Annotated in this window: 21 protein-coding genes and 1 riboswitch; of the genes, 5 read left to right on the top strand and 16 right to left on the bottom strand. The window is 35.1% G+C overall.

Annotated features, from left to right (window positions below; translation table 11 throughout):
- Positions 1-81 precede the first annotated feature (81 nt).
- Positions 82-330, top strand: coding sequence for a ferredoxin (locus tag PSR14_RS08490; RefSeq protein WP_001151996.1), 249 nt, complete (start codon positions 82-84; stop codon positions 328-330).
- 123 nt (positions 331-453) lie between these two features.
- Here PSR14_RS08490 and PSR14_RS08485 read toward each other — a convergent pair whose 3' ends face one another.
- Positions 454-1,032 carry an ECF transporter S component gene (locus tag PSR14_RS08485; RefSeq protein ID WP_000810854.1) on the bottom strand — a complete coding sequence of 193 codons (579 nt, stop codon included), beginning with the start codon at positions 1,030-1,032 and terminating at the stop codon, positions 454-456.
- A gap of 162 nt (positions 1,033-1,194) precedes the next feature.
- Positions 1,195-1,334, bottom strand: a riboswitch (FMN riboswitch).
- Between the two features lie 245 nt (positions 1,335-1,579).
- Between PSR14_RS08485 and PSR14_RS08480 the strand changes: the two genes are divergently transcribed.
- Positions 1,580-2,266, top strand: a complete 687-nt coding sequence (locus PSR14_RS08480) for a hypothetical protein (protein WP_000711807.1) — start codon at positions 1,580-1,582, stop codon at positions 2,264-2,266.
- Between the two features lie 29 nt (positions 2,267-2,295).
- Here the strand turns inward: PSR14_RS08480 and PSR14_RS08475 are convergent, their stop codons facing one another.
- From PSR14_RS08475 to PSR14_RS08410, 14 genes are all read right to left on the bottom strand, one after another.
- The gene (locus PSR14_RS08475) at positions 2,296-2,910 is read right to left on the bottom strand and encodes a peptidoglycan DD-metalloendopeptidase family protein (RefSeq protein WP_000645703.1); all 615 of its coding nucleotides are present in this window, start codon (positions 2,908-2,910) and stop codon (positions 2,296-2,298) included.
- A gap of 84 nt (positions 2,911-2,994) precedes the next feature.
- Positions 2,995-3,576, bottom strand: a complete 582-nt coding sequence (locus PSR14_RS08470) for a cob(I)yrinic acid a,c-diamide adenosyltransferase (RefSeq protein ID WP_000781263.1) — start codon at positions 3,574-3,576, stop codon at positions 2,995-2,997.
- Positions 3,577-3,713: 137 nt separating this feature from the next.
- Entirely contained in the window at positions 3,714-5,489 is a 1,776-nt protein-coding gene (gene resE, locus PSR14_RS08465) for a sensor histidine kinase ResE (protein WP_000964679.1), read from the bottom strand.
- Positions 5,489-6,205 (bottom strand): DNA-binding response regulator ResD, encoded by a 717-nt coding sequence (gene resD, locus PSR14_RS08460; RefSeq protein ID WP_000426862.1) that lies wholly within the window; start codon positions 6,203-6,205, stop codon positions 5,489-5,491. The genes resE and resD overlap by 1 nt, the downstream gene beginning before the upstream one ends.
- A gap of 302 nt (positions 6,206-6,507) precedes the next feature.
- Positions 6,508-7,665, bottom strand: a complete 1,158-nt coding sequence (gene resC, locus PSR14_RS08455; protein ID WP_000250096.1) for a cytochrome c biogenesis protein ResC — start codon at positions 7,663-7,665, stop codon at positions 6,508-6,510.
- Between the two features lie 14 nt (positions 7,666-7,679).
- A complete protein-coding gene (resB, locus tag PSR14_RS08450) occupies positions 7,680-9,305 on the bottom strand; it encodes a cytochrome c biogenesis protein ResB (RefSeq protein ID WP_000910528.1) in 1,626 nt (541 codons plus the stop codon).
- A gap of 121 nt (positions 9,306-9,426) precedes the next feature.
- The gene (resA, locus tag PSR14_RS08445; RefSeq protein ID WP_000742198.1) at positions 9,427-9,948 is read right to left on the bottom strand and encodes a thiol-disulfide oxidoreductase ResA; all 522 of its coding nucleotides are present in this window, start codon (positions 9,946-9,948) and stop codon (positions 9,427-9,429) included.
- Between the two features lie 94 nt (positions 9,949-10,042).
- Complete coding sequence (rluB, locus tag PSR14_RS08440; RefSeq protein WP_000440555.1) at positions 10,043-10,771, bottom strand: 23S rRNA pseudouridine(2605) synthase RluB; 729 nt, start codon at positions 10,769-10,771, stop codon at positions 10,043-10,045.
- A 289-nt stretch (positions 10,772-11,060) separates the two neighbouring features.
- Complete coding sequence (gene spmB / locus PSR14_RS08435) at positions 11,061-11,591, bottom strand: spore maturation protein SpmB (protein WP_000029510.1); 531 nt, start codon at positions 11,589-11,591, stop codon at positions 11,061-11,063.
- Positions 11,588-12,184 carry a spore maturation protein SpmA gene (spmA, locus tag PSR14_RS08430; protein WP_000247808.1) on the bottom strand — a complete coding sequence of 199 codons (597 nt, stop codon included), beginning with the start codon at positions 12,182-12,184 and terminating at the stop codon, positions 11,588-11,590. Before spmA ends, spmB begins: the two co-directional genes overlap by 4 nt.
- Positions 12,177-13,301, bottom strand: coding sequence for a D-alanyl-D-alanine carboxypeptidase DacB (gene dacB / locus PSR14_RS08425; protein WP_001252622.1), 1,125 nt, complete (start codon positions 13,299-13,301; stop codon positions 12,177-12,179). The genes spmA and dacB overlap by 8 nt, the downstream gene beginning before the upstream one ends.
- A 111-nt stretch (positions 13,302-13,412) precedes the next feature.
- Positions 13,413-14,327, bottom strand: a complete 915-nt coding sequence (locus PSR14_RS08420; RefSeq protein ID WP_000082669.1) for a superoxide dismutase — start codon at positions 14,325-14,327, stop codon at positions 13,413-13,415.
- Positions 14,328-14,432: 105 nt separating this feature from the next.
- Positions 14,433-14,924 (bottom strand): YpuI family protein, encoded by a 492-nt coding sequence (locus PSR14_RS08415; protein WP_000067567.1) that lies wholly within the window; start codon positions 14,922-14,924, stop codon positions 14,433-14,435.
- 21 nt (positions 14,925-14,945) lie between these two features.
- The gene (locus tag PSR14_RS08410; protein WP_098487256.1) at positions 14,946-15,335 is read right to left on the bottom strand and encodes a hypothetical protein; all 390 of its coding nucleotides are present in this window, start codon (positions 15,333-15,335) and stop codon (positions 14,946-14,948) included.
- Positions 15,336-15,521: 186 nt separating this feature from the next.
- Between PSR14_RS08410 and mprF the strand changes: the two genes are divergently transcribed.
- Positions 15,522-18,107, top strand: a complete 2,586-nt coding sequence (gene mprF / locus PSR14_RS08405) for a bifunctional lysylphosphatidylglycerol flippase/synthetase MprF (RefSeq protein WP_098487257.1) — start codon at positions 15,522-15,524, stop codon at positions 18,105-18,107.
- 4 nt (positions 18,108-18,111) lie between these two features.
- On the opposite strand, the gene PSR14_RS08400 is transcribed toward mprF, so the two are convergent.
- Positions 18,112-18,900: a hypothetical protein gene (locus PSR14_RS08400; RefSeq protein ID WP_000232619.1), complete on the bottom strand. Its 789-nt coding sequence runs from the start codon at positions 18,898-18,900 to the stop codon at positions 18,112-18,114.
- A 176-nt stretch (positions 18,901-19,076) separates the two neighbouring features.
- Here PSR14_RS08400 and deoD point away from each other — a divergent pair, with 176 nt between their 5' ends.
- Positions 19,077-19,784, top strand: a complete 708-nt coding sequence (gene deoD, locus PSR14_RS08395; protein ID WP_000110707.1) for a purine-nucleoside phosphorylase — start codon at positions 19,077-19,079, stop codon at positions 19,782-19,784.
- A 156-nt stretch (positions 19,785-19,940) separates the two neighbouring features.
- Entirely contained in the window at positions 19,941-21,752 is a 1,812-nt protein-coding gene (locus PSR14_RS08390; RefSeq protein WP_000797533.1) for a HAMP domain-containing sensor histidine kinase, read from the top strand.
- Positions 21,753-21,797: the final 45 nt, after the last annotated feature.

The following is a 21,797-nucleotide window of genomic DNA, read 5'->3' as shown; positions in this document are numbered from 1 at the left end:
AAGTTTTAAAAACCGTTTTACAATAAGGTTATAATTTTTATGGCGAGCTTTTCACATACATATTATCAGGAGGGAAAAAAGATGGCAAAATATACAATCGTTGATAAAGATACTTGTATCGCATGTGGTGCTTGTGGCGCTGCTGCACCAGACATTTATGACTATGATGATGAAGGTATTGCATTCGTAACATTAGACGATAACCAAGGTATTGTTGAAATTCCAGATGTATTACTTGAAGATATGATGGATGCATTTGAAGGTTGTCCAACTGACTCAATTAAAGTTGCTGACGAATCATTCGACGGCGATGCTTTAAAGTTCGAATAGTCTTTTATTAACTTCAAAAAATACCCCTCATTTCTTTGAGGGGTATTTTTTGTTTTCTATTTTCATTCTCCTTATTAAAAAACCATTAGTAGTTACATACTACTAATGGTTTTATTTTATATTTTATGCATTTTTCATTTTTGCAAACACCCATACTTTTAGGCGTGAGAATAACGCTACAAATACAATTGTCACAACAATTCCTTTAATCAAATTAAATGGTAAGATTGCCGTTACAACCGTTGTCTTTATCGCTTCGCTAGACATAGCTGGTGAATTTAAAAACCAAGTGTAAGCTGGGAATATGATGATGTAATTTAATACGCTCATAATAAGAGCCATTGTAATTGTCCCTAGCATTAATCCTGTCGTTAAACTCTTAACAGTACGATACTTTCTAAATAAGAAAGTTGCTGGTCCAATAAATAAACATCCTGCAATAAAGTTAGCAATTTCTCCAACTGGTACTCCCGTTAAACTCCCTTGAATCCCGTAATGTAAAATATTCTTTATCGCTTCTACAATTATCCCTGCAACCGGCCCGAAAATAATTGCAGCAATTAGAGCTGGTACATCACTAAAATCAATTTTTAAAAATGGCGGAAGCCCTGGGAATGGGAAATCCAACATCATCAGTAAATATGCAATACTACTTAGCATCGCTACACTCACCATCTGCACTACACTGTTTTTTTGTTTCATCTTTCTCTCTCCTTTTCCATCGATCATCTCATGGAAAGTGGAAAGGTTCTGCTATGCCTACTTTTTCATAGAACGAAAAAACCCTTTGTGTTTTACACAAAGGGAGAATTTAAGGCACATCAAACAGACGTTCAAATACTTATCTTTTTTGAACGCTTGAACCTCCATCTTCTCCCATCCAGACTGTACTGTCGGCTTTGGAATCACACCAAATCCTGCCTTAACGGCTCGCGGGCTTAGAACAAAATCACATATAGTTCATCACCGCCGGTCGGGATTTTCACCCTGCCCCGAAGATAGACCGATATTCTATTTTCCACTTCATTATACAACAACATGATCGTATTGTGAACAAAAAAATCGTAACTTATTAAAAATAAGTTATTGATTTTACATAATCAAAATCATTCATTATATTTTACAATACACTCCATATTTTTTAGTATTCGGCATTTCTCCTATGAATCCCCTAGTCATATATAATTAAAAGTGATAAGATGTTGAATTGTTAAGATAAGAACATTTTCTGGATTATGGAGGAAATGTCATGAAGAAAGAGAAGAGACACTCTATTCGAGAAACAATGAAAAAAAACTTAAGGAAAGAATACTTTTACTTAAAAAAAGAATTACTTTTCTACTGTCCAATTGATTTAGGCACATTCTCAAGCGAGACATACTATGCTGCTTTCGATGAAGATGGCATCAGTATTTATCAGTATGATAAAAAGACAGAAAGTAAATTAAAATTATGTGAGCGTCATCCGTGGAAGAGTTGGAATAAAGTGAAGGTGGATCATTATTTAACAACTTCACAATTTATTTTTCAAGGTGAGCGAAACTGGATATTATCCCTTTTCCAAAAAGGAAAAGAAGCTCAAAAAATAATCGAAGAGCATACATCTTTACAAACTGAAGTTGTTTCCCGCTCTTTCTTAAAAAAACTTCCTGGTTTCCGTTCTAATGCACCGTTGAATAAATACATCGGCAGCATTTGCTATACTGCACTCATTGCATTTTTATTAAAATGGATGATTCCATTTCAAGGACCACAAATCGCCCTGTACTCTATTTCAATCGGTTGTATGCTTCTTGGTTTACTTTGTTTGACAATTGGTTTAATTGAACCGACTATTGTACTATTTCGAACAAACGAAAAAACAAGAGCGAAAGTATTTTACTTATATAGCTACTTAGCTATTTCTGGATTTATATGTGTCTTTATTTTTTGGTAAAAAAGAGCTAGTTAAACTAGCTCTTTTTTTTACTTTACATATAATTGTTGATTTGGATAAATGAGCTCTTGTTGCAACCCATTTTTTTCTTGAATTTCCTTAACGGACATTCTAAATTTCCGTGCAATGCTAACTAGAGTATCACCTTTTTGGACAACGTATAACGATGAAGAAACTGTTTCATTTCTTTGTTCATGTAAAACAAGCAATGGATTCATCGCATTCTTTTTTGCCATCGTCCATCTTCCTTGATGAACTTCTAAATGTAAGTGTGCACCTCGGGATTCTCCTGTATTTCCTACTTCTCCAATTATTTCTCCTTTTGAAATATAATCCCCTTGAACTACATATCTCTTATTTAAATGTGCATACACAGCCTCATATTCTCCATGTTTAATAAATATAACGTTTCCATAACTACTTGAATAATAAGACTTTGTTACCTTCCCTTCTTGAATAGCTGACACAGGCGTGCCGATCGGTGCCGCTATATCTATACCGTAGTGTTTTCCGTGCCTTGTTCCAAAATAATCACTTATCTGTCCTTCAACAGGCCATGCCCATTGATTTCCCTCTGCGTACACATGTAATTGAGATAAAAACAGTACTGTCAATAACATGACGCCGTATTTTAAAGCTTTCATATACATCCTCCGTTTTCTAATTACGACCATACCTTCTCTATTTTGGTATATTACAGAAAAAACTATACAAAAAAAGAAAGTGAATCACTCCACTTCCTTCTCTTTCTTATCACGAAAAACGATTGCACTGCGATTATACTCTACATCTTTTACTTGTAATCGAGCGTTTATTACTCTAGCTACTGCAAATAAATAATCAGATAATCTATTTACATACTTTAGAACAACTTCATTTATTTCTCCTTCTTTTTGCAGGGACACGATACATCGTTCTGCTCGCCTTACAACTGTACGTGCAATATGAATAGCAGCTGCCGACTCGCTTCCACCTGGTAAAATAAAGCGCTCTAGCGGCGGTGCTTCTTCTATATATGAATCAATTCTACCTTCTAAGTTTTCGACCATTTCAATTTTTACTTTATAAGGAATTTTCTCACCTACTATCGCCAAGTCTCCCCCGCAATCAAATAGTTCATGTTGAATCGTTTCAAGTTCATTGTAAATATCTCCGAAAACCCCGCCTTGTAGTTTAGTCATCGCATATCCAATATGAGAATTCGCCTCATCTATCGTGCCATATGCTTCCACTCGGATATTATCTTTATCCACTCTGTCACCTATTACACTTGTTGTTCCTTTATCTCCTGTTTTTGTATATAATTTCATCGCTTTACGACACCCCTCTCATTATTCTTCATTCGACTAAGTTAGAAAAAAAGTTCTACTATTATTTATTTAATTGATTTTACAAAAAAATAAAAAACAGTAGAACTTTATTCATTATCAACTTTAAAAACAAATATCTAAATTATACGATTCGGTAAATAGACAGAGAATGTAGTTCCCTCTCCAACAACACTTGAAACAGCAATTTTCCCATCATGGCCTTGCACAATATTTTTTGCAATCGCAAGCCCGAGTCCTGTTCCACCTTTTTTTCCACGTGTTCTTGCTTTATCAGCTTTATAGAAACGATCAAATAAAAATGGAATATCTTCTTCTGGAATACCGGCGCCTGAATCTTGCACTTCAAAAATAAGACCATTATTTTTCGTATCAATTACAAGCGTTACATGTCCGCCTGCGTTCGTATGACGTATTGCGTTATCAATTAAATTCGTCAATACTTGTTCCATACGATCTGCATCAAACGGGTACTGCTCAATTGGATCTTTGAAATCAACTGTTAACGCGACTTCTTTATCCTTCGCAATCCCTTGGAATTTACGACCTATTTTTTCAACGAAAGGATGAATATCAACTTCACCTATATGTAACTCTACATTACCACTTTCCATGCGCGCTAAATCTAATAATTCATTTACAAGTTTACCTAAACGAACGGATTCATCATAAATGATTTGAACAAACTCATTAATTTCTTCTTTCGTTTGTACAATATCATCTAAAATTGCTTCACTATACCCTTGGAGCATGACCATCGGTGTACGAAGTTCATGTGATACGTTCGCAATAAAGTCTTGACGCATCTTCTCAAGACGGCGTTCTTCCGTCATATCACGCAATACAGCTACAGCCCCGCGAATTTTCGTTTGATTGTAAAGCGGCGTCATAAGAACCACATAGTTACCTTTTTGTAAATTAATTTCAACCACTTGTTGTTGTTCGCTTTCTACAACGAGATGGAATAGTTCAACAAGTTCAGAAGGCAGTTTTTTACTGAGCTCTATCTCTTTTTCTTCTTGCCAAACTTGTAAGAAATGTTCAGCCGGCGGATTGATTACAACGACTTCACCTTCTTGATTTAATGTAATAACCCCATCTGCCATACTACTTAATATACTAGCTAACTGTTCTTTCTCTTGCTGCAGGGCATTCATATTAAACTTCAACTGTTTCCCCATTTGATTTAAGGCCGTTGCAAGCTCACCAATCTCGTCCTGGGATACCATAGGAGCTTTTGCATCAAACTTCCCACGCGACACCTCAAAAGCAACCTCACGCATTTTACGAAGTGGCGCTGTAATTCGAGTAGATAAAAAGAATGCAAAGAAAGTTGTTAATATAATCGCAATCCCTGCTGATAAGAATATAAAATCAGTCGTTCTTTCCATACCTTGTATCGGTACTTGTAAAGATTCGTATACAAACACTGCACTTTGATTTTTTGACTGCACTGGTTTTCCGACAATCATAATATCATTTTCAGTATTTTTATTCTTTCTACTATTAGAGGCTTTTCTAATGTTATTCTTAATTTCTTTTTTGTCTGTAAAAACAGCCGCTAATTCTTTATCTTCTTTCAAATCATCCATTGTAAGAGTGACTAATCCTTCTTGTTTCGGTGAAGAAGATATTTCTTTACCATCTTCTACAATAATGATCCTTGAAAGTGGGTCAGAGAATTTGTACGCGATATTCTCAATCGTTTTTACATCGGCACCTTCTTCAATTAACTCTGAAACACTTGTTGCAACTTTTTGAAGCCTAGCTTCACTCATATCTACATAATATGTTCTAAAAAACTGTGAAAGTAAAATCGCAACAAATCCAAGCACGAACGAAACGAGAAGTAATATGGTCATCCATAACTTCCCTACTACACTTCTCCAAAGCATCAGTCGTTCACAACCTCAAACTTGTAACCTACGCCCCAAACGGTAACAATCATCTTCGCAGCATCGGGTGATTTTTTACTTAACTTCTCACGTAAACGCTTTACATGCGTATCAACTGTACGTAAATCTCCGAAGAATTCATATTGCCATACTTCTTTTAGCAATTGCTCACGATCGAATACTTTATCAGGCGCTTTCGCTAAGAATAATAGTAATTCGTACTCTTTCGGTGTTAAATTCACCTCATTACCATCTGCTGTAACACGGTGTGCATCATTATCAATTGTTAAATGAGGGAACACAGTAACATCTTTTGTCGTTGTATCTTGTGTAAAGAATGTTGTTGGTACAGAACGGCGTAAGACCGCTTTCACTCGAAGCACTACTTCGCGTGGACTAAATGGTTTCACAATATAATCATCAGTTCCTACCTCAAACCCTTGTACTCGATTTACTTCTTCACCTTTTGCTGTCAACATAATAATTGGCGTTGCTTTCTTCTCACGAACCCCTTTACATACTTCAATACCATCTTTACCAGGCATCATAAGATCTAATAGGATTAAATCATAATCATTTTGCAGCGCCATTTCTAAAGCTGTATCACCATTGTCTGCTTCTTCAATTGTGTATTGTTCTCTCTCTAAATACATTTTCAACAAACGACGAATACGATCCTCATCGTCTACAATTAAAATTCTTGATTCATTTTCCATTTCTACCCGTTGCGTACTTTTACCACAACGGTTCACACCTACCCTTCTATACTATTATGTTGCGCTATTCTCGTTTATTTAAGCAATCTTCTAAATGTTTCACTTCCCATATTATGCTTCACAAGAATAATAAAGTTCGTTCAATTTTTTTCCAAAACTATGTATTTTTTTTGAACAGTATATAATGTCCTCGACATCATTTTACAAAATCAACCGCTACTTTGTCATGTTTTTCTCAAAAAAGAAGAAAAGTTGACAAAAATAAAATAGGAAAGTGACATACACTCTCCTATTTTATTTCTCTATGCGTATGAATGTAAACCCGCGATAATTAAGTTTACTACAATAAAGTTAAACATAATGATTGCAAAACCAATTACCGCTAACCATGCTGACTTCTCTCCATGCCATCCTTTTGATAAACGTAAATGTAATACCGCCGCATAAAAGAGCCACGTTATAAGTGCCCAAACCTCTTTCGGATCCCAGCCCCAAAAACGTGTCCACGCTATTTGAGCCCAAATCATAGCGAAAATTAATGCACCCAATGTGAAAACTGGGAATCCAATTGCAATAGAACGATATCCTATTTCATCTAACAAATCGCTATTCGTATTTTTCACTAACGGCTGAAGTGCCGCTGATACTCGTTTACGTAAAATTAGCCTTAATACAATATAGAGTAACGTTCCGACTAACACTGACCAAATAACAGTATTTAATTTTTTCGCATTTACAATCGCCGGAACTTCAACTGTCGGCTCTAATTTATTTTCTGTCAGTAACTTCCCTTCATGCGGCCCCACTAAAGCCGGAAGATTGTATTTCATTTCCACTTGTTGTTCATTTTTATCAATCCATTGAAACTTTGCTTCATATTTCATACTAGAATATACCGTTGTTACTCCAATAAACCCAACTGTACAAACAAGTGTGAATACTACCGTCTCTAGCCAAAATGTACGTTTACTTTTCACTGATTGATCTACATTTTTCAATAAATACATAACGCCTGTAATAAAACTAATTGCTAAAATTGCTTGTCCTGCAGCCGCAGTCGTCACGTGAATATGTAACCAATTACTTTTTAAAGATGGAATAAGCGGTGATATTTCCCTCGGAAACATACTCGCGTAGGCAATTAATAAAAGCGCAACTGGTAATGCAAAGAGCCCAATTATACTTACGCGGTACATAAAATACATGACAATAAATGCTCCGACAAGCATCATGCCGAAAAACGTACCGAACTCAAAAAAGTTACTAACCGGTGCATGTCCTGATGCAATCCATCTTGTAACAAAATATACCGTTTGTGCAATAAACCCTAAAATTGTAATCGTTATTCCTACATTTGCCCATTTATGACCCTTTTCTTTAATTGCTCCCCCAAAAAATAGAGTGGCAATTAAATATAAAATAAATGCGGTAAAGAGAAAGTTACTACTTATTTGCACCATATCGTTTCCCCACCTTAACTAATTTTTTTATCGACTACTTTATCATTTGGTTGCGGAATTGCTGTACCTTCTAGTACTCTTTCAATATCTTTCTTTAAACCGAACCAGTTTTTATTCGTATGTCCTGCAATCCACCATTCATCATTAACGCGTTGTATCCAAATACGGCGATGATTCCAATACATTCCTTGAATGACACCAACCATAAATATAACCCCTCCAATACCGAGAATCCAAAGCGTTAAATCTTTTCTTACAGTAAGTGCTGTTGCATTTTGCATTTCCACACCTGCAAAGGACATTTTATATTTGTTATTCCCATCAGGTTCTATATTTTGCTGAATACCAACAAAACTCACTTCACCATCTGGTGTTTCAGGTGTAAACATTTTAAATACAAATGCAGGGTTGTTTGGTAATTTTGTTTTTGTATTTGGTCTTCCATTCTCATCAAAATAAAAATCAGGGAAATAGCTTAATAGTTCTAAAGAATAACCATTTCCTAAATCATATTTTTCTGCAGGGTTTGTTAAATCAACTTTAATCGGTCCCCACTTTTGATTATTTTCTTTATTTTGCAAGTTAAAGGACATACTTTTAAATTCATTTTCTTTATAATCCACTTGATACACTGCAAACTTATCAAATTTCAGTGGTTCATTCACTCGAATTTCCGCTTCTTTTACTTTTTCCAATTTCGGCTTTTGTCCTGCTATATTTTCCCCTACTGCTTTATACAATACAGCATTCGTTTGGAAGTTTTTCGCAATCATTTTATCACCTACACGGTCAATTGCTTCATCAAAAACCTCCTTGTCCTTACTTTTATCATAAACTTCCTTTATAAACTTCTCGTTTTTTAAATAGTATTGACCATCTGTCCCTGGTATTTCTTTCATTTCTCCATCACGTAACCAAATCGCTTCGTCTACGTACATACTTGGTAAAAAACGGAGCATCGCACCGAATAAAAAGATGATGAGACCGATATGATTCACATATGGACCCCAGCGTGAAAACCGTCCCTTTTCCGCCAAAATATTTCCGTCTTCCACTTTTACGTTATAGTTTCTTTTCTTTAAATTCTTTTGAACTCTTTCAAAATCACCATCTTGCGGTGTACCAGTACCGTATAATCTTTGTCTCTTTAAAAAGCTAGGGTGTCTTTTCACCCCTTGCTTCTTTAAAGCTTTATAAAGTGGAATGACACGATCTAAACTGCATATCACAAGTGAAATACCAATTGAAGCAATTAAAATCATATACCACCACGAACCGTATAAATTATTAAAGCCTAATTGATAGTATAATTGCCCTAAAAATCCGTATTCTTGCTTATAATATTCAGCTGGTGCAATTCCTGGAGTTATGTACATTTCTTGCGGAAAAATAGTCCCTATCGCCGATGCAGCTAAAGTGATTACAATGAGCCATACACCGACTTTTACAGAAGAGAAAAAGCTCCAAATTTTATCAATAATCGTTTTTGTTTGCGTGAGAGATCTCCGAGCACTCCCCTCATAGCGCATATCCAATAGTTTTATATTTTCATTGCTTTCAAATGGTTTCCCGCAAGCTTCACAAAAAACAGTTCCTATCGGATTCACATGTCCACATTCACATTTAATTTCTTTCAACACTCTCACCGCCCCTGTATCTATATGTACTATTGTATATTCTAACCTCAAGTTACCGCAATACTCAGAATTTTTAAACCAAAGGCACTATAGGTAAGCGCCTTGTATGTAAAGGTTTTCTTTATTACGGAGTGATTTTCTTTAAATACTCCTCCAATTGTTCCTTCGTTTGTTCACCTTTAATCTCTTGAATCACCTTACCATCTTTATCAATCAAGAAGCTTGTTGGTAATGGTATTACTCCATACGTTTTTATAATTTCTCCACCTTTATCGATTGCAACAGGGAACTTAAGATCGTATTGTTTCACAAAATTCTTAACAGCAATATCCGTTTCATCTGCATCTAACGCAATGATTTCAACGCCTTTTTCTTTATACTTTGGATATAGTTCATTCATATAAGGCATTTCTTTCTCACAAGGTTTACACCACGTACCCCAAAAGTTTAAAAATACACCTTTTCCCTTAAAATCTTTTAGCTCAATTTTCTTTCCTTCTAAATCTGTCACAACAAAGTTAGGTGCTTCTTTTCCAATTTCCATTTTCTCTTCTTTAGAGAAATATCCTTGATAAAGTGTAAATCCTACAGCACCACATAAAATGAGCAGAATAATAACGCGAAATAATAAGCGATTTTTTTTCATATTGTCTCCCCTCTCTTCGACGAGTGATGAATATATGTATTTTTTAATAAATCACCAGCGGAGCATTCCACTGGTGAAATTTTCACAATATCGATTAGCGAGGCTTTGTAGAAGCCAATGCACGTAATTGTTTTACCTCATGTGGTGTCAATTCTCTTGCATCACCAGGTCGCAGGCTTCCTACTTCTAAGAAAGCATAGCGTTCACGCTTTAGTTTCACTACTTTACAATCTAACGCTTCAAACATACGACGTACTTGACGGTTACGTCCTTCATGAATTGTTAATTGTACAATCGCCATTTCTTTACGCTTGTCCCAAGAAATAATCTTCACACGTGCTGGTGCTGTTTTTCCGTCTTCTAACATCACACCGCGTTCTAACATGCGGATTTTTTCACCTGTTAGAGGCCCTTTTATTTTTGCAACATATGTTTTTTCAACTTTATATCTAGGGTGCATTAATACGTTTGCGAAGTCCCCATCGTTTGTCATTAATAATACGCCAGACGTATCATAATCTAAACGTCCGATTGGGAATAAACGTTGTGTAATTTCCGGGAAAAAGTCTGTTACAACACTTCTTCCTTTATCATCTGATACACTTGAAATTACGCCAGTTGGTTTATATAGTAAAAAATAAACAGGTTCTTCTTTTTCAAGAGGGATGTTATTTACTTCTACTTTATCTTGAGGAGTTACTTTCGTTCCTAACTCCTTCACTATTTTTCCGTTAACTTTCACTTTTCCTTGCTGAATTAATTCCTCAGCCTTTCTTCTCGATGCAATACCTGCTTGCGCAATCACTTTTTGTAATCGTTCCATTTCTTTTTTTCACCTCGAATTTATCTTACCTTACATTAGAAAGACTTGGCAACCGCATACGCTTGACGGCTTTTTGCTCCATCTTACTTAAACAACATAGCGATGATAATAAACATATAAAGGTCAAATCATGTTTTTACCTTTTATTATTGTCCATATTTTTCATATTGCTCACAATAAAAGTTCATTATTTTGTCAAAAATACCGCATAAAAAAACCACTATTAAGCAACACCTTAATAGTGGTCGTATACGTATTATAAGCGAAATAGCATAAAAAATGAATAGCATTACTGAAACAATAGAGAAACAAATACAATCGAACAAATAATTCCGATTAAATCGGCAAAAAGTCCTACTTTTAATGCATCTCCCATTTTTCTAATTCCAACAGCTCCGAAGTATACTGTTAAAATATAAAAAGTTGTGTCTGTACTCCCTTGCATCGTAGAAGCCAATCGCCCAATGAACGAGTCCGGTCCATACGTCGCAATTAAATCGGTCGTAATACTTAAACCAGCAGAGCCCGAAATAGGACGTATAAGTGCTAGTGGAACAATTTCTGCTGGGACATGAATTAAATCTAACATCGGCTTCATTACTGATATCATTGCATCTAATGCACCTGAAGCTCGAAATATAGAAATAGATACGAGCATTCCAACCATAAACGGTAAAATAGAGATTGCAATTTGAATCCCTTCTTTTCCCCCCTCAACGAACGATTCATACGTCGGAACTTTCTTTATCGTGCCATATAGAAGGATAAAACCAATGACACAAGGGATTACCCATAATGATATCGTATTGACAATGCTCATTTTTTCCGCCCCTTCCTACTCCTTCTTCGGTAAAAATAGCGGTCAATCCAAATCGCTCCGATCATAGAGAGTACTTGTGCAATGAATGTTACCCCAACAATTTCAGTTGGATTTGCTGATTCATACGTCATTCGAATCGAAATGACGGTCGTAGGAATTAAAGTAATCGCTGATGTATTTAATGCCAAAAACGTTACCATAGAACGGCTCGCCGAATCCTTCCCTCCATTTAACTCTTTCAATTGTTCCATCGCTTTAATGCCAAGAGGGGTCGCTGCATTACCTAAACCAAAAAAGTTTGCCATCATATTTGATAAAATAAATCCCATTGACGGATGATCCTTCGGTATTTCTGGAAACAGCCTTTTTACTATCGGCATAAAAAGTGCCACTAACTTTTTTAACAATCCGGCTTCCTCTGCAATTTTCATTAAGCCGAGCCAAAATACTAAAACACTAATGAGTCCTATACAAATCGTTACCGCATCTTTCGCTCCATCAAATACAGCTTTATTTATTTCTTCCATTGTTCCATTTATCATCGCATACACAATCCCAATGACAGCCATCGCTACCCATACGAGATTAACCATCGTTCCCAACACCTATCATGTAAGAAAAAATTTCTTTCACATTATTCCAGTACATTCCCGTTGTAGCTACTAACTTTCGTTTACTATAAAATAAATTCCGTTCTCCAACTTTCTCATTGCCAACATAAACGTCTGTCTTTCCAACCTTTACTCCATCCACAAGCTTTGCACTTTTATCTAGTTCAACTTTTAATACTACGCTCTTTTTTTCTTCTTCAGTTAAAGGTACTGAAAAACTATTTTTCGTGTAAACATGATTGGCGTATTTCTTTTCGGTTATTTCAGCAAGTGCTCCTTGTCCTAAAACTTTTGTTTGTTCGAAACGGTCAAAACCTTTATCAAATAAATTCATATGATCATCCCAATCACTAGAAGCGCTCAAAGTTACGACAATTAGATCTAGTCCATCTTTTGATGCTGTTGTAACAAGCGTTCTTCCTGCTTTCTTCGTAAAACCTGTTTTTCCCCCTGTTGCAAATTCATAATACGACGTCACAAGTTTATGTTTATTTTTCCACGGATAATCCCACGAATCTGATTTATACGTTTTTGTTCCAAAAATTTTCTTAAAAGTTTCGTTCCCCATTGCATACCTTGTTAAAAGTGCCATATCATAGGCCGACGAATAATGGGATCCATCTCCATCTAAACCATGTGGGTTTGAAAAGTGAGTGTCTTTCATTCCAATTTGTTTCGCCTTTTCATTCATTAAATATACAAACCCTTCTATACTCCCTCCTACATTTTCAGCAATTACTTGTGCTGCATCATTACCAGATCTAAGCATGAGTCCATATACTAAATCCTCTAATTTTACTTTCTGTCCAGGCTTTAAATAAATTGCTGAGCCTTCTACTCTCACTGCTTCATTACTAACCGAGACCATTTCTTTCATTTTTCCTGATTCAGCAGCTAACAAGGCAGTCATAATTTTTGTTATACTAGCAATCTTTTGCGGCTCATGTTCTGCTTTTCCGTATAATACGCGACCTGACTGTTGCTCCATTAATACAGCATTTCGAGCACTAACATTGCTGGTCATCTTTGCATATGTAGGAATTGGTATAACGCTTGCGTACATAATAAGAAGCGTAATGATTACACAAATTCGTCTCATATTTCCCCCCACGTCCTTTTGGCACTTTTTGTACAAGTGTATGCTTGGCCTTTTAAAATATGAACGAAATCTCCCTCTCCTTCCAATAAAAAAGACGCAGAGAACCTGCGTCTAATAAGGTGTCCATTCTATTTGTTTTGCACTTTCAAATCTTTTTTCTACATCCGGCCAATTTACAACATTCCACCAATTTTTAATATATTCATCTTTTCGATTTTGGTATTGTAAATAATACGCATGTTCCCACACGTCTAGTACAAGGAGCGGTATCGTATCCCATTGTGTAAATAATTGATGAAGTGTACTCTGTAAAATTTCTAATCTTCCCGATCGCGGAACCCAAACGAGAATTGCCCATCCTGAACCTTCCACTTTAGAGGCTGCTTCTGTAAAATGTTTTTGAAAACGCAAGAAACTTCCAAAATCTTGTTCAATCCGGTGTGAAAGAGCCCCTCTTGGACTTCCGCCGCCACCTTTTTTCATGTTATTCCAAAATATTGTGTGCAAGTAATGACCTGATCCATGAAAAGCAGCTTCTCTTTCCCAATGCTTAATTAAATCAAATTGATTTGTTTTTCTCGCTTCTTCCATCATCTTCTCTGCCTTATTTAATCCTTCCACGTAACTACGATGATGTTTATCATGGTGTAACATCATAATTTCTCTAGAAATATACGGTTCTAACGCATTATATGGATAAGGTAGTGGTGGGAGTGTATGCCCTCCAATTGGAACAGCTCGTTCACTATCCCCTCTTTCACATAGTTCATATTCCTCTTCCCCCTGCACGAATACTTCCTGCAAATGATGCTGAATATGTTCTACATCATCACTTATTTCATACATAAACTCTGCATCTGTATCATACTCATGCTCTTTCATACGGTCTAATAACGTTTGAATTTTATAAGCAAGCATATGGACATCATACACTTCCATTGCACGGCTATCTAATACGTGAAGAACACTTTCACACCAGCTTTCTACTTCATGAAAGTAATCTGTGAATACACCTTGCTGACTCATGTTACACCTCCTTAATGCTATCCCCTTAAATATATTCAAAGGAAATCTCTTATATAACTGTACAAAAGGAAAAGAAGCTAAGTCCCCTCAGCTTCTTTTTCGCAGTTAATATTTGTGTAACATCTTTGTTTGATAATCCGTCTCATAATATTCTAATTCTTCACGCATCAATTGGAATTTCCCCTCTAAGCTCTTCATTACTTCCTCTACAGATGCAGGTGGTGTTTGTTGAAAAACGATGGAGTTTTTCCCTGTATAAGCAGACCGACTATTTTCATACCAATGATCACTCTTTGGTGAAAAAAACTCTGCAATTACTTGATGATAAATTTTATATAAAATCTTTTCAGCTGCTGTCTTTCGAAATGGCTGGCTATTTAACAAAACAAAACACGCATCATGCCCTTCTTCACAAAAAACGAGAAGACGTCTTATTGACGCTAATAACCCTTTATAATATTGTTCGTTTCCTGCCGGTGTCTCTTCTAATAAAGAAGGCAACGTATGATAATTTACATAATTGGTTATCAAATGAATAACATCTTCTAAAAACATAGAAACTTGTTCTGTTTGATTTTCCACCATTAGATTAGACATTTTTCCCTCTCCTTTGCCAGTTCACTCTATTTCTACTCTTTTATTTTTATGTAATTCAGCCAATATTTCTTGTACTTTCACGACTATTTCCTCATCAAAATATTGTTGGAATTCTTCTATATTATTTAAATACAAACGTTTTTGCATGCGAAGCTCATTCTCTTTCAGTAAACAACAGATCGCTACAATATCCCGCAAATATATGTCTTGATTTTCTACTTTACATACCGGATTTCCTTCAAAAGGAGTAATTTCTTGTACAACTTCTTCAAAATACCGAACATATAAAACAGAAAAGGTTCTTTGTTTATCATTTAATATATATGTCACTTCAGATCTATTAAAAAAATCTTCTGACGTATTAGGTTTTGCTTTCTCTAGCTCATATCCCGCATAACCTATTATAATCATCTACTTCCCCTCTCTTCCTTCTTTCAATTCATTTTAACTTAATTTTCTGACAAACGAAATACTCTTTTAAATATAACCCTTATAAAAAATAGCTTCCTTATACAGGAATTTACCTTTTTATTTTTCTTGAAGTTTGTCATAATAATATTATTGTCTCAGTTTTCTTATACAAGGAGAGTTGTATTTATGTCGTTTTCATGGAAACGTTTCTTACAAATCTGGAAAATTATCTTCCCATTTGTTGTATTAACAATTGTATTCTTTCAAGCAAAAAAAGAATTAGCAGGCATTTCTTTTTTAGAAGCAATCAATACAATTAAAAACATTCCAACCGGAGGAGTCTTTTTAGCCATTACACTTGGTGCATTTGCCGTATCAACAATGTTCTTTTACGACTATGTTATGCTTCGTTATTTAAAAGCTGATATACCTGTCCAAAAGATTTTTCGTATCTCATGGATTGCTAATACCTTAAATGGATTTATTGGATTTGGTGGTCTCGTTGGAGCGGGTGTACGTACGATGCTTTATCGTCCATACATAAAAGAAAATGGCAAGCTGATTAAAAGTATCGCCTGGATGACAACTGCTTTTATTAACGGACTCGCTATTCTTTCATTCCTCGGCCTTATTGGAATATTAGACACAAGTTTTATTTTGCATGAAAAACCGTGGCTATGGCCTGTTTTGATCTTCTTCGCCCTTTTCGTCCCTATATACATTGGCTTTTCTAAACTAAAAAATAGAAAACCAAAGCAAACCGAAGGACAAGATGAACGAGAAGAAGAGAAAAATCCAACTGTTTTATACTCATTAGTTTCATTAGTTGAGTGGGTATCTGCTGGTATTGTTATGTACGTCATACTAATATTATTTGGCATTGATATCGAATTTCAAAAGTTTTTAGGTGTGTATGTAATCGCTGCTTTAGCTGGTGTTGTTAGTCTTGTACCTGGTGGACTTGGTTCATTTGACCTTGTCTTTTTAACTGGGCTCGGACAATATGGCATTGATACAGGCGTATTACTACCTGCTATGTTATTATATCGCCTCGTCTATTACATTTTACCATTCTGCCTTGGTCTTATTTTTGCAGCTTTTGAAATGACAGGCGTGGCCATTAAAAAGTTTGAAGATAAGCCTTTTATTGCGCCTGCATTAGAAACAACTGGTGTTATATGGACTTTGCAGCGTGATTTTCTAGGAAAACTAGGTTCGTGGGCCTCTGCTGCTTTAACAGTATTTGCTGGATTAATGGTTATTTTATCGACCATTCTACCGACAAGTATAAACAGAGCACACGCCTTACATATTCTAGCTCCAAAACATCTTATTCAATTTTCTTTTAGCTTATCACTAACATTCGGTATTCTCCTCCTGATCCTTTCACGAGGCATATATTATGGAACAAAGCGTTCTTACTATATGACGATTATTTCTTTAATCGGAGCAGCTATCTTTAATACGCTAAAAGGGATTGATATTGAAGAAACGTTTATTTTATTAATTGTACTCGCTGTATTATATATGCTTCGTAAAAGATTTGTACGCGAGAAAATGGAAGTCTCACTTTCTGATATCGTAAAAGTTTTTATATTCTTACTTATAACTTTATATTTATATAAAAACTTAGGTATTTTATTTGCAGGTGCAAAAGAAGCTTTTAAACCCGATTTTGTCGTTCGTAATATTACGCAAGTGAAACGAAGTGCATTAGCCGCTGCCTTTTTCGTTCCTACATTTTTATTGATTGGCTCACTCATTGCTAATCGTTATCGAAATGAATTTCCCGGGCAACCAGCTAATGATAAAAGATTGCAAAACTTTTTAGATGAACATGGCGGAAATGTACTTAGTCATTTAGGATTTTTAGGTGATAAACAATTCTTCTTCAGTAGCGATGGGAAAGCGCTCCTTCTCTTCTCTATAACTGGAAAACGTCTTGTTGTACTAGGTGATCCAATTGGAGATCCTTCCTCCTACCGTACTGTGTTACAAGAGTTTTTAGCTGAAGCTGACCGATTTGGATACATTTGTGTATTCTACCAAATCGAAAGTAAATGGATGAGTTTATATCATGATTTTGGTTACAACTTCTTTAAGCTTGGTGAAGAAGCTGTCGTTGATTTGAATACATTTACAATAACAGGAAAAAAACGCGCCGGTATGCGAGCAACTTTCAACCGTTTTGAACGAGAGGGCTATACATTCTCTATTCACCAGCCACCGTTCTCAAACGAATTATTTGAAGAATTACGAAAAGTTTCAGATGCGTGGCTCGGTGGAAAAAAAGAGAAAAGCTTCTCACTCGGATACTTTGATCATGAATATATTAGCCGAGCACCTATCGCTACATTATCTGATGCAGATGGAAAAATCATCGCATTTACAACTTTTATGCCAGTATATCAAGACGGATCATTGTCTGTTGATTTAATGCGGTATTATCCAGATGCACCTAGCGGCATTATGGATGCCATTTTCATCCACCTATTCCAGTGGGCAAAAGAAAATGAATACCACTCCTTTAATATTGGCATGGCGCCACTTTCGAATGTAGGTTTATCGACACAATCTTTCTGGTCTGAACGAGTTGCCGCTGCCATCTTTAATAATGTTCGTTATACATATAGTTTCAGCGGGTTACGACATTTTAAAGAAAAATATAAACCAACATGGAGCGGTAAATATTTAGCATTTAGAAAGAATCATTCTTTACCAATTACAATGCTCTCTGTAACAAAATTAATAGGAAAAAGAAAAAACAGCTAAATAGTTAGCTGTTTTTTCTTTTTTGAACTTGTACAATGAATTCTTTTTCATATTTCTTTCCATTTATATAGAAATCTCCCCATATTTTATACGTTCCTTCAGCAGGAAATGTAATGCGATATTGTAATTGCTCATCTGTATCAACAGGGATTGCATATAAAAAGTTTTCTCTCGTTTCGTCCACGATATAGAGCGCCTCCACTTCTCCTCTCTCTGCATGTAGTTTCAATTTCTCACCCTTTTTCGCTTGAAATTGAAATGTTAACGTCACTGGCTCATTCGGATGCAATGCACCAAATAATAGAGAAACTTCATACTCCCCTATTTTTTTTGTAAGTACACTATCGATTGGAAATTTTACTTTTTTCTTATTTTTCTCGTCTATTTCTTTCCCAAAATCTTTCTTCGCAAATGATTGCACAGACTTATTTTTGTCTTCATATAAAAATATTGTATAGCCTTCATCTTTCGCTATTTTAGAAGATACTTTATATGATCCATTTCCTGCGAATGTAGGTTTCATTTGTTGTACGTGTTTTAATTGTCCGTCTACAATAACTGCACGAATTTGATCATTCACACCACGAACTTCGCTATTTTTATTATTTAATAATTGAAATGAAATATCCGTTTTCTTATTTCCTTTTCCATTTGATACATCCCATTTTACTTCCTGAACATCACCTACAGTCTCTGTAGTTTCCTGATACTTTTTTATGTAAAATCCACCTACCACAATAAATAACAAAGCAACAAGTCCAATGACAAGATTTTTCAAAACATCACCTACCATTTTTATAGTCTCTATTCATACAAAACTTCTTTCATATATATTCTAGATTATGATTTATGAAATCCTTCTGTTTTGCACATATTACAAAGGATAAAAAAGATTTTAATTGAAAGGATTCATAGTGTATAATGCAAATGATATTGATTTCTATCAATACATTATAAGGAGGACTTTTCATGAGTGTACATATTGAAGCAAAACAAGGTGAAATCGCTGAATCTATTCTATTACCTGGTGATCCATTGCGTGCAAAATATATTGCTGAAACATTTCTAGAGGACGTTACTTGCTATAATAACGTACGTGGAATGTTAGGATTCACTGGAACTTATAAAGGAAAACGTGTATCTGTGCAAGGTACAGGTATGGGTGTTCCTTCTATTTCTATTTATGTAAACGAATTAATCCAAAGCTACGGAGTTAAAAATTTAATTCGCGTTGGAACTTGCGGTGCTATTCAAAAAGACGTAAAAGTACGTGACGTTATTATTGCAATGACAGCTTGTACGGATTCTAATATGAACCGTTTAACATTCCCAGGATTTGATTTTGCACCAGCTGCAAACTTCGACCTTCTAAAAAAAGCTTACGATGCTGGAACTGAAAAAGGCCTACACGTTCGTGTTGGTAACGTTTTAACAGCAGATGTATTTTACCGTGAGAGCATGGACATGGTGAAAAAGCTTGGAGATTACGGTGTACTAGCAGTAGAAATGGAAACAACTGCGCTTTACACATTAGCAGCGAAATACGGTGTAAATGCATTATCTGTCTTAACAGTAAGTGATCACATCTTCACTGGTGAAGAAACAACATCTGAAGAGCGTCAAACTACATTTAACGAAATGATTGAAATCGCTTTAGATGCAGCAATTCAACAATAATACATTAAAGAACTCGTCATACGTCTGTCGAGTTCTTTTTATGTGACTTTTTATTAAAAACTACTTTCAGAAGAGACAGATTTTCTCCTCTACTTTTTTGTAACGTTTGTTATAATAAAGAAATCATTTACAGTATTTCTCACAAGAGGTGACGCAGTGAAAAACAGAAGTATCGTCTTTAAACTATTTTTATTAACATCAACATTATTTACAATCATATTCCTCCTCTTTTTCCTAGGACAATCTCTATTTTTAGAGAAATTTTATATTAATAAAAAAGTAAAAACAGTTCAAACTGCTTTTGAAAAGTTCGTAGATACGTACGAAAAAAGTGGGAAAACTTATGAAGAAATTCGAAAACTAAAACAAGAATTTCATGATAAAACAAATGCTGACATGCAATTTTTAAATACGAATGGCATTATTAAAAGCGACAACAATTACTATATTGACGTATTTAATCCTAAAAATAATGAGACATATTCTATTCCGCTCAATAATCTTTTAACACCCGAAGAATATAAGAAATTCGAAAACTTAGGATTGAAAAAAGACGATGTGATAAATGTCGTCGGTTTGCTACAAAACAAAACAATAACACCAATAAAATTGACAACAAATTACAATCGATGGCAAAACGAATATACCAATTCAGATTTTTCATCTATTAATGGTAACCCTTCTAAAAATAGACTTACAAACCGATACAAAACTGTTACTCAAATTGAGTTTACTGGTACGATCTCTAAGTTACAACTTCCATCGAAAGCGGAGGTTCGTCTTGCAAATGATATTGAAACATTGCAAGCCGTTCAATATTTTGCAGAGCTTATTAGAAATGGCACTGCTAACTCGCAGCAATTAAACACTTATATAATAGATAGCGGGGAGAATATAAAGAATAGTATCTTTGTAAAACCTATTATGAAAAATGGAGAGATTACAGAATATGCTTTTGCGATAGCATCCTTGCAACCTGTTAATGAAGCGATGCTCGTTTTGAAAGATTATTATGTCTATGCCTTAATCATCGTATTTCTCGTAATTATTTTATTATCCTTCTACTACTCAAAAATCATTGTGAAACCATTAATTAAAATGAATCGTGTTACAAAAAAAATGGCCAATTTTGATTTTAGCGAGAAATTACCTGTAACAGCAGACGATGAAATTGGAGGGCTTTCCGGTAGTATTAATACGTTATCTGTAAATTTAAAAGACCGAATTGATCGATTAAATGTTGCCAATACAAAATTACAACAAGATATTGAACGTGAACGTCAATTAGAGAAAACGCGAAAAGAATTCATTTCTGGTGTATCACACGAATTAAAAACACCACTTAGTGTAATTAGAAGTTTCGCAGAAGGAATTAAAGATGGCGTTAGTAAAGATACGACGTATTACACAGATGTTATTTTAGAAGAAACCGAAAACATGAACAGACTTATTGTTGAAATGTTAGAATTAGCAAAATTAGAATCAGGTACGTACAAGCTAGATATGACGACATTCTCAATCGGTGAACTAATTCAACAAGTCTATACAAAGTTATTATTTAGCATGGAGGAAAAACATTTACAAGTGAATATAGATGTAGACCCTTCTATATTTGTGAAAGCGAATCGTAGTCGAATTGAACAAGTAGTTGTGAACTTACTTAGCAATGCAATTCGCTATACGCCAGATGGAGAAAAAATACAAGTCTCCGTTATAGAAATGGAAGATACAGTAAAAGTTGAAATCGAAAACACAGGAAACCCTATTCCAGAAGACAGTCTTGAAAAAATTTGGGATCGTTTCTACCGTTTAGATGCATCGCGTAGCCGTCATACTGGTGGTACTGGTCTTGGATTATCTATTGTTAAAAATATTTTAGACCTCCACCATGCCGAGTATGGTGTATATAATACGACTAATAGTGTTGTATTCTACTTTAATTTACAAAAAGTAAAAGAAGTCAAATAATTTGTCTTAATTTCACTAGGAGTTCACATGAAATTCACACTCTCC

Source organism: Bacillus sp. A01H (assembly GCF_045277205.1).
Classification (GTDB): Bacteria; Bacillota; Bacilli; order Bacillales; family Bacillaceae_G; genus Bacillus_A; species Bacillus_A paranthracis.
This window is presented reverse-complemented; position numbering and strand designations above follow the sequence as displayed.

Excerpts from the sequence above, each read along its gene's own strand:
- resA (WP_000742198.1), bottom strand. The coding sequence starts at position 9,948 with ATGAAAAAAAATCGCTTATTATTTCGCGTTATTATTCTGCTCATTTTA.
- deoD (WP_000110707.1), top strand. The coding sequence starts at position 19,077 with ATGAGTGTACATATTGAAGCAAAACAAGGTGAAATCGCTGAATCTATT.
- spmA (WP_000247808.1), bottom strand. The coding sequence starts at position 12,184 with ATGGTTAATCTCGTATGGGTAGCGATGGCTGTCATTGGGATTGTGTAT.
- PSR14_RS08480 (WP_000711807.1), top strand. The coding sequence starts at position 1,580 with ATGAAGAAAGAGAAGAGACACTCTATTCGAGAAACAATGAAAAAAAAC.
- spmB (WP_000029510.1), bottom strand. The coding sequence starts at position 11,591 with ATGAGCATTGTCAATACGATATCATTATGGGTAATCCCTTGTGTCATT.
- PSR14_RS08420 (WP_000082669.1), bottom strand. The coding sequence starts at position 14,327 with ATGAGTCAGCAAGGTGTATTCACAGATTACTTTCATGAAGTAGAAAGC.
- resE (WP_000964679.1), bottom strand. The coding sequence starts at position 5,489 with ATGCTTTGGAGAAGTGTAGTAGGGAAGTTATGGATGACCATATTACTT.
- dacB (WP_001252622.1), bottom strand. The coding sequence starts at position 13,301 with ATGAGACGAATTTGTGTAATCATTACGCTTCTTATTATGTACGCAAGC.
- PSR14_RS08415 (WP_000067567.1), bottom strand. The coding sequence starts at position 14,924 with ATGTCTAATCTAATGGTGGAAAATCAAACAGAACAAGTTTCTATGTTT.
- PSR14_RS08400 (WP_000232619.1), bottom strand. The coding sequence starts at position 18,900 with ATGGTAGGTGATGTTTTGAAAAATCTTGTCATTGGACTTGTTGCTTTG.
- resD (WP_000426862.1), bottom strand. The coding sequence starts at position 6,205 with ATGGAAAATGAATCAAGAATTTTAATTGTAGACGATGAGGATCGTATT.
- resC (WP_000250096.1), bottom strand. The coding sequence starts at position 7,665 with ATGGTGCAAATAAGTAGTAACTTTCTCTTTACCGCATTTATTTTATAT.
- PSR14_RS08490 (WP_001151996.1), top strand. The coding sequence starts at position 82 with ATGGCAAAATATACAATCGTTGATAAAGATACTTGTATCGCATGTGGT.
- rluB (WP_000440555.1), bottom strand. The coding sequence starts at position 10,771 with ATGGAACGATTACAAAAAGTGATTGCGCAAGCAGGTATTGCATCGAGA.
- PSR14_RS08485 (WP_000810854.1), bottom strand. The coding sequence starts at position 1,032 with ATGAAACAAAAAAACAGTGTAGTGCAGATGGTGAGTGTAGCGATGCTA.
- PSR14_RS08475 (WP_000645703.1), bottom strand. The coding sequence starts at position 2,910 with ATGAAAGCTTTAAAATACGGCGTCATGTTATTGACAGTACTGTTTTTA.
- PSR14_RS08410 (WP_098487256.1), bottom strand. The coding sequence starts at position 15,335 with ATGATTATAATAGGTTATGCGGGATATGAGCTAGAGAAAGCAAAACCT.
- mprF (WP_098487257.1), top strand. The coding sequence starts at position 15,522 with ATGTCGTTTTCATGGAAACGTTTCTTACAAATCTGGAAAATTATCTTC.
- PSR14_RS08470 (WP_000781263.1), bottom strand. The coding sequence starts at position 3,576 with ATGAAATTATATACAAAAACAGGAGATAAAGGAACAACAAGTGTAATA.